Consider the following 12,486-nt stretch of genomic DNA (forward strand, 5'->3'; position numbering starts at 1 on the left):
CCGAGAAGCCTTTAAGAGTCCCGTCGCTACGTGACCTCACAGAATGCCATCCATCCAGTCGACGCTCGGCGAGGAGGAGGGGATCGCCGAGGAGCTGGCCGAGAGCCAGCGTCAGATCTCCATCGCCGAGTTCTTCGAGAAGAACAAGCACATGCTCGGGTTCGACAGCGGTGCCCGGGCGCTGGTGACGGCGGTCAAGGAGGCGGTCGACAACGCCCTGGACGCGACCGAGGAGGCTGGCATCAAGCCCGACATCTACGTCGAGATCGACGACGTGGGCGACTACTACACCCTCGTCGTCGAGGACAACGGGCCCGGCATCACCAAGGAACAGGTCCCCAAGGTGTTCGGCAAGCTCCTCTACGGCTCGCGGTTCCACGCCCGCGAGCAGTCCCGCGGCCAGCAGGGTATCGGTATCTCTGCCGCGGTGCTGTACTCTCAACTGACCTCCGGCAAGCCAGCGAAAATCACGAGTCGGACGAAGGGAAGCGCCGAGGCCCAGTACTTCGAACTCGTCATCGACACCGACGAGAACGAACCCGAGATACGCACCGAGGAGACTACCTCGTGGGACCGGACCCACGGCACGCGCATCGAGCTGGAGATGGAGGCCAACATGCGCGCCCGGTCCCAGCTGGTCGAGTACGTAAAGCGCACCGCGGTCGTCAACCCCCACGCCCGGCTCACCTTCAAGGAGCCGAGCATGGACGAACCCGAGCAGTTCGAGCGCGCGGAGGGCGCAGACCTCCCCGCGGAGACCGAGGAGATTCGGCCCCACCCCCACGGCGTCGAACTCGGGACGGTGCTCAAGATGCTCGCCGACACCGATTCCCACAGCGTCTCGGGGTTCGTCCAGTCGGAGTTCACCCGAGTGGGCAAGAAGACCGCCGACTCCATCATCGACAACTTCCGCGACCGCCACTTCGGGCGCGAGATGGCGTGGCGGCCACCGCAGGCCCACGACGAGGCCGACGTGGCCCGCGCGGTCCAGCAGGCCGTCGCCAACAAGGGTGCCGACGCGACCGACGCCTTCGCCGACGAAGTCTCCCGGAACGTCGACGCCCGCGACCGAGTCGCCCATCACGAACTGGCCGAAATCGTCGACGAGGTCGCCGACGAAATCGGCGACGAGTACGGCGTCACCTTCGGCGACACGGTCCAAGAGAACGCGGTCGAAGCGGCGTGGGACGAACTCACCGCCGACCGGACCAGCGACCTCTACCGACTGGTGGACAAGGCGACAAGCACCCGGAAGGACGACGAGGCAATCAACGGCCTCGCCGAGCGCCTCGAAAAGCGATTCGAGAAGGGACGCGAGCGCGACCGCGCCACCCGCGCGCAACTCCGGGAGTACGTCGACCGCGCCGCCGACCAGACGGAGGAGTACGACGACGCCACCTTCGGCGACACCGCCCGCGAGAACGTCGTGACCGAACTCTGGTCGGTGATGGTCACGGTTCCCGACGAGGTGCCGAAGGTCCGGGACCTCGCCGACGACCGCGACGCGACAAGCGAACTCACGGAGGCGATGCGCGAGACCGACATCATCTCGCCCCCGACCAACTGCCTGTCGCCCATCACCGCCGACCTCTTGGAGGCCGGACTCCGCAAGGAGTACGACGCCGACTTCTACGCCGCTTCGACCCGCGACGCCGACGTTCACGGCGGCGACCCGTTCATCGTCGAGGCTGGCATCGCGTACGGCGGTGACCTCCCCGCGGAGGGAAGCGCCGACGTGTTACGGTTCGCCAACCGCGTCCCCCTCGTGTACCAGCGGGGGGCCTGCGCGACCACCGACGTGGTCAAGTCCATCGGCTGGCGCAACTACAACCTCGACCAGCCCGGGGGCTCGGGCATCCCGAACGGTCCCGCGGTCATCATGGTCCACGTCGCCTCCACCAACGTCCCGTTCACGAGCGAGAGCAAGGACGCCGTCGCCAACGTCCCCGCAATCGAGGACGAAATCGAGCTGGCGATTCGGGAGGCCGCGAGGGAGCTCAAGTCGTACCTCAACAAGCGCAAGTCGCTGGAGAAGCGCAAGAAAAAGCAGAACGTCATCGCCTCGATTCTGCCGAAGATGGCCGAGAAACTGGCCGACGTGACCGAGGCCGAGGAACCCGAGTACGACGACGCGCTTGCCCGCATTATGAACAACGTCCTCGTCGAACGGGAGCGAGAGGACGGACGGGTCCGACTCGTCGTCGAGAACCACACTAGCTCCAACGAGTCGCCCGAAGTCACCGAGATCGTGACCGCAGAGCCGTCGAACCTCTCGGATGGGGCGACCGCGGTCGACATGGACGGCGAGTGGTTCATCAAGTGGTCGCCGACGGTCGCGAGCGGCGAGGAGGCCGTGCTGGAGTACGACATCGACGGCGACGCATCGTTCGACGTCAGCGTCGAAGGAATCGAGGACGCCAAACTCACCAACAACGCATGAGCGCAGACAACGAAGCCAAGGCCCAGGAGAAACTCATCGACCTCGCCGCGGAGTTCTACGACCAGCTCGAACGGGGCGACATCCCCGAGATGTCGGTCCCGACGCGGACCAAGAGCAACATCGTCTTCGACGAGGACGAGGACGTGTGGGTGTACGGCGACCGCGAGAGCACCCGGAGCGCCAACAGCGTCCGGGGCGCTCGTAAACTGCTGAAGGCGATATACACCATCGACTTCCTCGCCGACCAGCTCGACGCCGACCGGTCGTCGACCCTGCGTGAGCTCTACTACCTCAGCGAGAGCTGGGACGTCGAGGAGGCGCAGTTCTCCTCGCAGGACGAGTCGAACCAGCTCGTCGAGGACTTAGAAATCGTCTCGGAGGTCACCCGCGAGGACTTCCACATGCGCCCGGAGGAGTCGGGCGCGACCATCATGGGGCCACTGTACCTCCGCGAGCAGACGCGCAGAGGCGAGCGGGACATCCACTGTCAGGAGGACGTGGGGGAAGGAGGGTATCAGATTCCGAACAACCCCGACACAATCGAGTTCCTCGACAACGACGCCGACTTCATCCTCGCGGTCGAGACCGGCGGCATGCGCGACCGGCTCGTCGAGAACGGGTTCGACGACGAGTACAACGCGCTCGTCGTCCACCTCAAGGGCCAGCCCGCGCGTGCGACCCGCCGCATCACCAAGCGCCTCCACGACGAACTCGGCCTGCCGGTCACGGTCTTCACCGACGGCGACCCGTGGTCGTACCGCATCTTCGGGTCGGTCGCCTACGGCTCCATCAAGTCTGCCCACCTCAGCGAGCACCTCGCGACGCCGGAGGCGGAGTTCATCGGCATCCAGCCCGAGGACATCGTGGAGTACGACCTGCCGACAGACCCCCTCAGCGACTCGGACGTGAACGCGCTCGAAAGCGAGTTGGAGGACCCGCGCTTCCAGACCGACTACTGGGAAGAGCAGATCGAGATACAGCTCGACATCGAGAAGAAGTCCGAACAGCAGTCGCTTGCGTCTCACGGGCTCGACTTCGTCACCGAAACCTATCTTCCCGAGCGATTGGACGCGATGGGCGTGCTGTAATCCGCCGCGGCCTTTTTCACTCTCGTCGGCGTACCCCGCGAGATGCCGCTTAGCGCACGCAACCGACTCGCGGGGACAGTGCAATCGGTCGAGACCGAGGGACTGATGGCGGAGGTCGAAATCGAGACCGACGGCGGGCAGACGGTGACGGCGGTCATCACTGCGAACTCCGCGGAACGCCTCGGCCTCGCCGAGGGCGAGGCGGTGAACGCGGTCGTGAAGGCGACCGAGGTGCTGGTCGAGAGCCGCGAGTAGCCCGACTCACCGCTCGTCCAGCACCACGGGAACTCCGCGACTCGCCACGTCGGCGGCGAACGCCCCCGAATCGGTCTCTAGCGCGTCGAAGGTGTTGTAGTGAATCGGAAGCACGAGGTCGGGGTCCATCGCCTCGGCGAGGTCGGCGGCCTCCCGGCGGTCCATCGTGAACGACCCGCCGATGGGCGGGCAGAACAGCGACACGTCGAGTTCGGCGTGGCCGTCCAGCGCGTCGGTGTCACCGGGCCAGAAGACGGTGGTGTCGGCGAGCGTGACGTGGTAGCCGACGCCGAACCCCTCGGGGTGGAAGGGTTCGCCGGTCGAATCGGTGTGGGGGCCGTCGGGTTCGTTGTACGCCGCCACGGTGCGCACGATAACGTCGCCGAACATGCGGTCTTCCTCGTCGCCGACCCGAACTGTCTCGTAGGGGAGGTCCCGGAGGTCGGCCACGTCGCGGTCGATTCCCGGCGGGTAGACCGCGTCGTAGACCGCCACGGTGGCGTCCTCGCCCGCCACGCGCTCGATGCCGTCCGAGTCGTAGTGGTGGTCGTGAGTGACGAGAACGAGGTCACCGTCCTCGGGCCGGTAGTCGCGCGCTGGCGGGTGGCCCGCGCCCGCCGAGTCGGGTGTCCACTCGCCAGTGAGGGTGCCGTACCGGCCGGGGTCGAGGTAGACCACGGGGCCGTCTGGCACTTCGAGTCGAAGGCCCGCGTAGCCGAGCCACTCCGCGGTGATGCCGTCGTGTCGGATGGTCATGGGCGGAGGTTCGGTGGGGACGGGCCTAAAGCCCGCGGTCCGCGGGGAGGTGGTGGCGAAGGACGTAGGCCGACCCCACGGGAACCATCGCCAGCGCGAGCGCGACCCCCGGCTCCCAGAGGCCGAAGAACGCGTCGTCGCCCGTGCCGTGGTAGCTCAGGACGACCGCGACGGTGAGCGCGCTACCGGCGTACCACAGCGCTGGCGTCCTCTTCCGTCGTCCGTCGAGTACCAACCCCGCGAAGGATAGTACCCCGACGACCGGCGTCGCGTAGGTCAGAAAGACGCCGAGCGCGCCCGTGGCGGCGTGGCTCGGACCGAGAGTGTAGGAGGACGCCATCGCGAGGCCCGCGACCGGCAGTTCGGCGGCGGGGAGCACGACGAGGTAGCGCCACGGGAAACCGTCCGTTTCGGACCCCGCTCCGGTCGGTCCGACCGCCGTTTTCCGCGTCACGGTTGACCAGACGAACGACTGACAGAGATAGCTATCTCACTGCTTCTCTGCCAACCGCTCGACCCGCTCCAGCGAGTCGGCGTCCTCAGGGTCCTTGTCGTCGCGAACTCCCAAGAAGCGCGGGAACCGGAGGGCGTACCCCGACGAGTAGGTCGGCGACTCCTGTATCTCCTCGTAGCCGACCTCGAAGACGACCTCGGGGCGAATATCGACCTCCTGTCCGTCTTGGGCCCGGATGTGTGGTTCGAGCAGTTCCGTGAGGTCGGCCAGCTCCTCGTCTGTGATGCCGGTGGCGACCTTCCCGAGGGTCTCGAACTCGTCGCCCGCGTCGCCGACGCGGGCCGACAGCAGGAAGGTCCCGAGGAACTTCGCGCGCCGACCCTCGCCCCACTCCGCGCCCGTGACCACGAGGTCTAACGTCTCTACTGCTGGCTTTCGCTTGAGCCAGTTCTTCCCGCGTCGGCCGGGCGAGTAGGTCGACTCGGGGTCCTTGAGCATGATTCCCTCGTGGCCCGCGTCGAGGGCGTCGGCCTCGATGTCGGCTATCTCGTCGGCGTCGTCGGTGATCCGGAGGTCGGCGACGCCGGAGGCAAGCACCGCGTCCAGTCGCTCGTGGCGTTGCGCGACGGGCGCGCCGAGCAGGTCCTCGCCCCCGGCGTGGAGGCAGTCGAACGCGAACAGGTCGAGTTCGACCGCCTCGCGGGCGCGGGCCACGTCGTGCTTCCGGCGAAAACGTCTGAGGACCTCCTGAAAGGGCAGGGGGTCGCCGTCGTCGTCGGTCGCGACCACCTCGCCGTCGAGGATGGCCGGGACGTCGAGGTGCGCCTCGACGAACTCGACGACCTCGGGGAGGGCGTCGGTCACGTCCTCCATGTTGCGCGAGAAGACCGCGACCTCGCGGGCGTCGCCGTCGGTCGCGGCGTCTGCGGTCGCCTCGCCAGCCCAGCCGAGTCCCTCGGGGTCGTGGTGGACCTGAACGCGCGCGCCGTCGTACTTCGTCTCGACCGCCGCCTCGCCCCACTCGTCGAGCGCGTCGCTCACGGTCCCGGCCTGCGCGAGCATCGCCTGGACGGGACGGCCGAGTTCGAGGTCCATCGCGTCGAGTCCGGCCTCGCCCTCCTCGCGGGCGACACGGGCGACCTCGCCGTAGTCGTTCGACACCTGGAGGGCGCGCTCGACCGACTCGACGGGCACGTCGAACGCCGACGCGACCGCGTCCCGGACGGTGCCCTCGCCGACGCCGATTCGCATCTCCGAGAGGACGAGCCGGGCGAGGTACCGGGCCTCGCGGGGGCTCGCGCGGTTGAACAGGCCGAACAGGATGTCTATCTTCTTGTCCCGGCTCCCCGACCCCTCGGCGTCTGCCAGCGCCGCCAGTTCGTCGGCGACCCCCGCGACCGAGAGGGCCGAGTCGTCGCCGCCGGACCCGAACGCCGCGAGTCCCCGCTGGCCGCCGAACTCGTAGCTCGCGGCGACCTCGCCGATGTCGCCCACGTCGGCGAGTCGGGCCTCCACGTCCCCCGCGGAGACGTTCGTGCCCGCGGCGCGCGCGACGGCCTCGTAGCAGTAGTTCGGGCCGATGTCGAGCGTCTCCGAGGACCACGCCGGAAACACCCGGCCCTGCACGAACCGCGCGAGGACGGGGAGGTCGTCGGTCGCGCTCCCGAGGAGCGAGGTCACTCGCTCGGTTATCTCGGTGTCGGCGCTCAGCTGCTCGATCTCGGCCGCGGCGTCGGCGAACTCCCCGAACTCCATCGCGCGGGAGTAGTGACGGCCCGGATTTAAACCGTGTGGGTTCCGGTGTCCGAGGGCCCGGTCGCGAGGCGACCGGGCCCTCGGACACCTTCGGGAGTGAACAAGACTTATCGCGTCGGACTCCCCCAGTTCCGGGCGATGCCCTCCACCGACCGACCATTCTCCGCCCGACTCGAAGCCGGGTGGGAGCGAGCGACCGAACACCTCCCGCTGGCGGCCGTCCCCGTGATTTCGAGCCTCGCGAGCGTCGACGAGGTCCGGCGCGTCCTCGAATTCCGGGACGGCGCGCACTTCGGACTCGCCTTCCGGTTCCCGCCCGCGCTGGCAGACGTCTGGACGTTCGTGAGCCTGCCGAACCGAGAGCCGGGAGTCCACGTCTCGCCGACGCTCGCGCTCCTGCCGGTGGTGATACTCGTCGAGTCGGTCCTGCTCGCGGGCCTGCTCGGGAGCGTCCGCGAGGCGCTTGAGACGGGCCGGTACGACTTCGGGGAGAACGCCCGGCGGTACTTCGCGCCGGTGTTGGTCTATCAGGCGCTGGTCGCGGTCGTCGGGTTCGCGGCGTTCGCGGTGATGGCGGCGGTCCTCCCGCTCGCGGTCGTCCTGATTCCGGCGTTCATCGCGCTCTCGTACCTGTTCTACGCCGCGCCGTACCTGCTCGTGGTCGCCGACGCGGGCGTGGAAGACGCGCTGGTCCGGAGCTACGAGTGGGCGGTCGCTGGCGGGCCGTACCTCCGGTTCGGCGTCGGCTACCTGCTCGTCGTGACCGCCGTCTCGCTGGTCGGGACCGCGGTCGTGGTCAACCTCGGCGCGCTCGGGGTGCTGGTCGGGGCGTTCGCGTCGGCCCCGGTCGCGCTCGCGCTGACGTTCGCCACGGCCGAGTTCGTCGCCGAGATGGACCGGGAGGGGATGGGGACTGCGGGGACCGACGCGGGGAGATAGCCCGCGGCCCGCCGAGGACGTAGCCCGTGGATTGAAGGCGATTCCGTGAGACCTACTCCCCATGCCCGAGTCCGACCTCGCAGCGCGGGTCGAAGACGTGCGCTCGGTCGACCCCGAGACGTTCCAGTCGCGAGTCGAAGCCGACGCGGAGGTCATCATCGAGGAGATAGACGCCGGGACCTTCGACAACCCGCAGGCGATAATCGGGTTCGAGTACGAGTTCTACGCGGTCGACGCCGAGACCGCCGCCCTCACGCGAGTCCCGCGCCAACTGCTCGACCTCATCGGATTCGAGAAGGAACTCGGTCTGCACAACGCCGAGATGTCCACGAGCCCCCAGCCGCTGAACCCCCACGGTCTCGACGCTCAGGAGTCGGAGGTCAAAGCCCGCCTCTCGGCCGCCGAGGACCGGACCGGCGCGGAGGGGATGCGACTCGTCAGCGACGCGATGTGGACCATCCCGCCCGAGGGCGAGACCGCCCGGGGGTACCTCACGAACAGCGTCGAGGACCGCGGGGTCCGAATCGCCTCGAACATGAGCGACTCGGTGCGCTACCACGCGATGGCCAACACCGACGCCGACGTGGGGATGGGACTCGACGCGCCCCATGTGAGCCTCGACGCCGACACCGTGATGCCCGAGAGCCTCATCACCTCCATCCAGCCCCACTACCAAGTGCCTCACGCACGCGACCTGCCGACCTACTTCCAGTACGCGGTCCGTATCGCCGCGCCCCTGCTCGCGCTCGGGGTCAACTCTCCCTTCTTTCCGCCGGACCTCTACGACGCCGACGCCGACCCCGAGGAGATACTCGCCGACGGGTGGCACGAGAACCGAATCAGCGTGTTCGAGACCGTGCTCAACGGCCGCGAGGGCGTCCCCGACAAGGTCCGATTCCCCGAGGACATCGCGAGCGCCGTGGAGGCGGTCGAGCGAGTCGCGGCCGACCACACGGTCGTGCCGATGCCGGTCGAGTCGAGCGACCGCTTCGACGACGAGTTCGCCCACTTCCGGCTGAAACACGGCACCTTCTGGCGGTGGGTCCGGCCGGTCTTCGGCGGGGCCACGCGGTCGGATGCCAACGCCCGCATCGAGTTCCGGCCCATCGCGGCCCAGCCCACGGTCCGGGACTCCATCGCGTTCCAGGCCGCGTTCGCGGGGCTTCTGGAGTCGATGTTCCGGCGCGAGCATCCGGTCCACCACCTCGACTGGGTGGTCGCCCGGGACAACTTCTACGCCGCGATGCGCGACGGACTGGACGCCGACGTCTACTGGATCACCAACGCGGGCGAGGAGACCACCGACACCGAGAAGCTGTACACCGACGTCTTCGCCCACGCCAAGGACGGCCTCCAGGCCCGCGGGCTGACCGACGAGCAGGCCGCCAAGTACCTCTGGCCGCTCCGCCAGCGCGCCCGCCACGGGCTGACGCCCGCGAGTTGGAAGCGCGAGCGGGTTCGAGAGCGACTCGACGACGGCGAAGACTTCGAGGAGGCGGTCTACGGCATGCAGCGCGAGTACATCAAGCACCAGTCCGAGACCCTCATCGACGGGAGCTTCGCCGACTGGGTCGGCCGCGGCGGGGGCGAGATGGACCGCGAGGAGTGACGCGACGATGAGGCGGTCCACCGACGAGCGACCGAGCGAGAGCAAGGCGGCAGAGCCGCCTTGCTCGACGCGAACGAGGAGGTGACCCCGGTTTTGGCCCGGGTTTCATCAGAAAAGAATCGCGGCGAAGCCGCGATTTTGAACGCGATAAACGGCCGGTTATAGCGCGTCGTCGTAGTCCTCGAACTCCGAGATCTCGACGCCCTCGCCGTCCATCTCGGCCATCCACATCCCGTTTCCGGAGGCGGTGTCGCGCTCGACCGCGCTCTTGAGCGCGCGGACCGCGACTTCGCGGGCCTCGTCCTGACCGATGTCCTCGTGGTAGTCCTGTTCGAGCACGCCGAGCGCGAACTGCGACCCCGACCCCGAGACGGTGTAGGTCTCCTCGGTCACGCCGCCGAGCGCGTCGAACGAGTAGACGTGGCCGCCCTCGTCGTCGACGCCGCCGAGGATGGGGACCACGATGAGGAACGCGCCCGACCGCAGGAGGTTGGCCGTCAGCGTCGAGAGCGCGTCCATGCTCATGTCCTCGCCCCGGCGGGTCTCGTAGAGGTTGCCCTCGACCTTCAGGGTGCGGATGAGCGACTGGGCCGCCGAGACCGACCCGGCGATGGTGAGCGCGCCGTTGGGGTGGACCTGCTCGACCTTCTGGGCGGTCTTGCTGGAGACCATGTTGCCGAGGCTGGCGCGCTTGTCGGTCACCATCACCACGCCGTCGGCGGTCGTCAGGCCGATGGTCGTGGTGCCGGTCTTGAGCTGCTCGACCTCGGACATGTCGACCGACCGCTCGGGAAGCGAGCCGAGTTCGGGCTCGTAGGGGTTCGGGCCGGAAGATTCGAGGTTCGCTGCGTTCTGTGAGAACTGGGAGCCGTCCATTGGGTTACGCATTACCCGTCCCTAGCCCGCCAGCACTGATAAAACCAACCCTTCCGGAGAGTCGACGTACCGGCGGCTCGCCGGTCGGATTCGCCGGAGAACTCCCGGGACTCGCCGTCAGGCCGCGGCGTCGTAGGCCCGGCCGAGTCGGTTCACCACCCGGTGGACGGGGAGCGGAATGCCAGCCTGCTTGGCGGCGACCGCCAGCGGCAACAGGCAGATGCTGATTGCGACGCTCAGCTGGTACAGGGCGAACAGGGTCGCGCGTCGGAGCCGTGTGGGCATTGGACTGCGTACCTCGTTCGGGGGTCAGCCCACCCGGTATAAAAGTGTTTCTGGATTCTAAAATTCATAATTATCTATATTATCGATAGGAGTCGCCGCCCTCTTGCGATTCAAGTCAGGTTGCGTTACGTCCAACGAGCGAGGAGTCGGCGTCCGCGCGGCCGTATGTCCGGACTTGGCGACGCCCGGCGTACGCATAACTTATGAGAATTATCGGACTCACGTCCGGGGCTCGCGCGCGCCGACCGCGCCCGCCGGTCGAAACCATAAAGCACGACATGGCCCGCGACGACTGCTACGTATGAGCAATTACCTCGTTGCGATGGAAGCGGCATGGTTGGTACGCGACGTCGAGGACATCGACGACGCAATCGGCGTCGCGGTCAGCGAAGCCGGAAAGCGGCTGAACGACCAGAGCATGGACTACGTCGAGGTCGAGGTCGGCGCGACGGGCTGTCCCGCCTGCGGCGAACCGTTCGACTCGGCGTTCATCGCGGCCGGGACCGCGCTGGTCGGACTCGTACTGGAGATGAAGGTGTTCAACGCCGAGGGCGAAGAGCACGCCCAGCGCATCGCCAAGAGCGAGATCGGCGGAGCGCTCCGGGACGTTCCCCTCGAAGTCGTCGAGACCATCGAGTACGAGGAGGACGAGGACATCGAGTTCGGCGGCGAGGAGTGACTCCGGCGGGAGTGACGTGACCACCGGGTTCGGAGACGAATCGCCCGTCGAGACCGACCTCGGGAATCGTCCGATGAACCATCCGCCGAGAACCGCCCGGTGACACAGTCCACCGTGAAACGGCCGGTGACACAGTCCACAGGAAAACGGCCGATTGCGCAGTCCACGGGAAAACGACCGGTGACACAGTCCACCATCGGGTGGGACTGAAAGGGGCCGCCCGCTCGCGCTTGCGTGGTCGTCTGGCCGACCCCTATCCGCGCGCGGTTTGCGCGGATATGTCGGCCAGCGACCGCGAGCGGGCGGGGGCTTTCTGGGTGTTAGTCGTGGAGTGTTCGCAGAGGGTTCGTAGCGAGCGGGTGGGGGCTTTCTGGGCGTTCTCGGTTTTGGAAGTGGTAGCTCGTAGCGAGCGGGCGGGGGCTTTCTGACGCTTCACGACTCCGTCCTGCAGATTCCCTCTCGCATCGTACCCGAGTCTCTATCTTGACTTCCAACACCCGAGAAAGGATTAAGTAATTGCGGTGTGTTATCATTAATCATGGAGTTCTCCGAGTCGCTGGAGTTCGACCACGAGGACCGCAAGCGAATCTACGAGTTCGTCGAGCGCCACGGCGAGGTCGAGGCCGACGACGCGCGCGACCGCCTCCGCGTGGACCCCGGTGGGTTCCGCCACCACGTCGCCATCCTCAAGCGCGACGGCTACCTCGAAGAGCTCGACGGCCGCCTCCGGGCGGCGTTCGAGGAGGGCGCGGCCGAGGAGTACGAGACCGACGGCGTCGAGTTCACCATCCGGCCTGCCCGACAGGAGGACCTCTCGGGCATCGTGGGCGCGATTCGCCGGGTCGCCGAGCGGGGCCGATACATCGTCGCCGAGAGCGTCGCCGACGAGGTCGACCACCAGGAGGCCCTGCTCCGGCACAACGAACTCGAATCGCGGATGTTCTTCGTCGCCACCGTCGGGAGCGAGACCCGCCGTAGCTCCGAGGGGCCCGGGACCACGGACCCCGGCGACGAGGTGGTCGGGTGGGTCCACCTCCACGCGCCCGAACTCGACAAACTCGCGCACACCGCCGAGCTGACCGTGGGCGTCCTCGACGAGTACCGGGGCCACGGCATCGGGAGCCACCTCCTCGAACGCGGGCTGGCGTGGGCGGCCGCCAACGGACTGGAGAAGGTCTACCAGAGCGTCCCCTCCACCAACGAGGACGCCATCGCGTTCCTCGACGCCCACGGCTGGGAGACCGAGGCGGTCCGGGAGGACCACTACAAGATCGACGACGAGTACGTCGACGAGGTGATGATGGCGGTGGAGTTGTAGCGCGAAAGAGCGGTCCGTCGCCGACCGACCTC

12 protein-coding genes are annotated in these 12,486 nt (G+C 67.7%); 7 read left to right on the forward strand and 5 right to left on the reverse strand.

What is annotated here, in order from left to right:
* Positions 1–43 precede the first annotated feature (43 nt).
* From NGM10_RS03635 to NGM10_RS03645, 3 genes are read left to right on the forward strand one after another with little or no spacing between them, the layout of a single operon-like run.
* Entirely contained in the window at positions 44–2,440 is a 2,397-nt protein-coding gene (locus NGM10_RS03635; RefSeq protein ID WP_253481904.1) for a DNA topoisomerase VI subunit B, read from the forward strand.
* Positions 2,437–3,528 carry a DNA topoisomerase IV subunit A gene (locus NGM10_RS03640; RefSeq protein WP_253481905.1) on the forward strand — a complete coding sequence of 364 codons (1,092 nt, stop codon included), beginning with the start codon at positions 2,437–2,439 and terminating at the stop codon, positions 3,526–3,528. The genes NGM10_RS03635 and NGM10_RS03640 overlap by 4 nt, the downstream gene beginning before the upstream one ends.
* Positions 3,529–3,570: 42 nt before the next feature.
* Positions 3,571–3,783, forward strand: a complete 213-nt coding sequence (locus NGM10_RS03645) for a TOBE domain-containing protein (RefSeq protein WP_253481907.1) — start codon at positions 3,571–3,573, stop codon at positions 3,781–3,783.
* 6 nt (positions 3,784–3,789) lie between these two features.
* Here NGM10_RS03645 and NGM10_RS03650 read toward each other — a convergent pair whose 3' ends face one another.
* From NGM10_RS03650 to ligA, 3 genes are read right to left on the reverse strand one after another with little or no spacing between them, the layout of a single operon-like run.
* Complete coding sequence (locus NGM10_RS03650) at positions 3,790–4,539, reverse strand: MBL fold metallo-hydrolase (RefSeq protein ID WP_253481909.1); 750 nt, start codon at positions 4,537–4,539, stop codon at positions 3,790–3,792.
* 25 nt (positions 4,540–4,564) lie between these two features.
* The gene (locus NGM10_RS03655) at positions 4,565–4,993 is read right to left on the reverse strand and encodes a hypothetical protein (RefSeq protein ID WP_253481910.1); all 429 of its coding nucleotides are present in this window, start codon (positions 4,991–4,993) and stop codon (positions 4,565–4,567) included.
* A gap of 36 nt (positions 4,994–5,029) precedes the next feature.
* Positions 5,030–6,748 (reverse strand): ATP-dependent DNA ligase LigA, encoded by a 1,719-nt coding sequence (ligA, locus tag NGM10_RS03660; RefSeq protein WP_253481912.1) that lies wholly within the window; start codon positions 6,746–6,748, stop codon positions 5,030–5,032.
* A 138-nt stretch (positions 6,749–6,886) separates the two neighbouring features.
* Between ligA and NGM10_RS03665 the strand changes: the two genes are divergently transcribed.
* Both NGM10_RS03665 and NGM10_RS03670 read left to right on the forward strand, forming a co-directional pair.
* Positions 6,887–7,687: a hypothetical protein gene (locus NGM10_RS03665; RefSeq protein WP_253481913.1), complete on the forward strand. Its 801-nt coding sequence runs from the start codon at positions 6,887–6,889 to the stop codon at positions 7,685–7,687.
* A 61-nt stretch (positions 7,688–7,748) separates the two neighbouring features.
* Positions 7,749–9,296 carry a glutamate-cysteine ligase family protein gene (locus NGM10_RS03670; protein ID WP_253481915.1) on the forward strand — a complete coding sequence of 516 codons (1,548 nt, stop codon included), beginning with the start codon at positions 7,749–7,751 and terminating at the stop codon, positions 9,294–9,296.
* Positions 9,297–9,455: 159 nt separating this feature from the next.
* Here the strand turns inward: NGM10_RS03670 and psmB are convergent, their stop codons facing one another.
* Positions 9,456–10,172 (reverse strand): archaeal proteasome endopeptidase complex subunit beta, encoded by a 717-nt coding sequence (psmB, locus tag NGM10_RS03675; protein ID WP_368408653.1) that lies wholly within the window; start codon positions 10,170–10,172, stop codon positions 9,456–9,458.
* Positions 10,173–10,289: 117 nt separating this feature from the next.
* On the reverse strand, positions 10,290–10,457 hold the full coding sequence (locus NGM10_RS03680) for a hypothetical protein (protein WP_253481918.1): 168 nt from the start codon (positions 10,455–10,457) through the stop codon (positions 10,290–10,292).
* A gap of 301 nt (positions 10,458–10,758) precedes the next feature.
* Between NGM10_RS03680 and NGM10_RS03685 the strand changes: the two genes are divergently transcribed.
* Positions 10,759–11,136: a DUF555 domain-containing protein gene (locus tag NGM10_RS03685; protein WP_253481920.1), complete on the forward strand. Its 378-nt coding sequence runs from the start codon at positions 10,759–10,761 to the stop codon at positions 11,134–11,136.
* 538 nt (positions 11,137–11,674) lie between these two features.
* Positions 11,675–12,454 (forward strand): GNAT family N-acetyltransferase, encoded by a 780-nt coding sequence (locus NGM10_RS03690; protein WP_253481921.1) that lies wholly within the window; start codon positions 11,675–11,677, stop codon positions 12,452–12,454.
* The last annotated feature ends 32 nt before the right edge of the window (positions 12,455–12,486 follow it).

This window comes from Halorussus salilacus (genome assembly GCF_024138125.1).
GTDB lineage: Archaea > Halobacteriota > Halobacteria > Halobacteriales > Haladaptataceae > Halorussus > Halorussus salilacus.

What these genes read in the sequence shown, in the direction of transcription:
- NGM10_RS03635 (WP_253481904.1), top strand. Translation starts at nt 44, where the DNA reads ATGCCATCCATCCAGTCGACGCTCGGCGAGGAGGAGGGGATCGCCGAG.
- NGM10_RS03640 (WP_253481905.1), top strand. Translation starts at nt 2,437, where the DNA reads ATGAGCGCAGACAACGAAGCCAAGGCCCAGGAGAAACTCATCGACCTC.
- NGM10_RS03645 (WP_253481907.1), top strand. Translation starts at nt 3,571, where the DNA reads ATGCCGCTTAGCGCACGCAACCGACTCGCGGGGACAGTGCAATCGGTC.
- NGM10_RS03650 (WP_253481909.1), bottom strand. Translation starts at nt 4,539, where the DNA reads ATGACCATCCGACACGACGGCATCACCGCGGAGTGGCTCGGCTACGCG.
- ligA (WP_253481912.1), bottom strand. Translation starts at nt 6,748, where the DNA reads ATGGAGTTCGGGGAGTTCGCCGACGCCGCGGCCGAGATCGAGCAGCTG.
- NGM10_RS03665 (WP_253481913.1), top strand. Translation starts at nt 6,887, where the DNA reads ATGCCCTCCACCGACCGACCATTCTCCGCCCGACTCGAAGCCGGGTGG.
- NGM10_RS03670 (WP_253481915.1), top strand. Translation starts at nt 7,749, where the DNA reads ATGCCCGAGTCCGACCTCGCAGCGCGGGTCGAAGACGTGCGCTCGGTC.
- psmB (WP_368408653.1), bottom strand. Translation starts at nt 10,172, where the DNA reads ATGGACGGCTCCCAGTTCTCACAGAACGCAGCGAACCTCGAATCTTCC.
- NGM10_RS03680 (WP_253481918.1), bottom strand. Translation starts at nt 10,457, where the DNA reads ATGCCCACACGGCTCCGACGCGCGACCCTGTTCGCCCTGTACCAGCTG.
- NGM10_RS03685 (WP_253481920.1), top strand. Translation starts at nt 10,759, where the DNA reads ATGAGCAATTACCTCGTTGCGATGGAAGCGGCATGGTTGGTACGCGAC.
- NGM10_RS03690 (WP_253481921.1), top strand. Translation starts at nt 11,675, where the DNA reads ATGGAGTTCTCCGAGTCGCTGGAGTTCGACCACGAGGACCGCAAGCGA.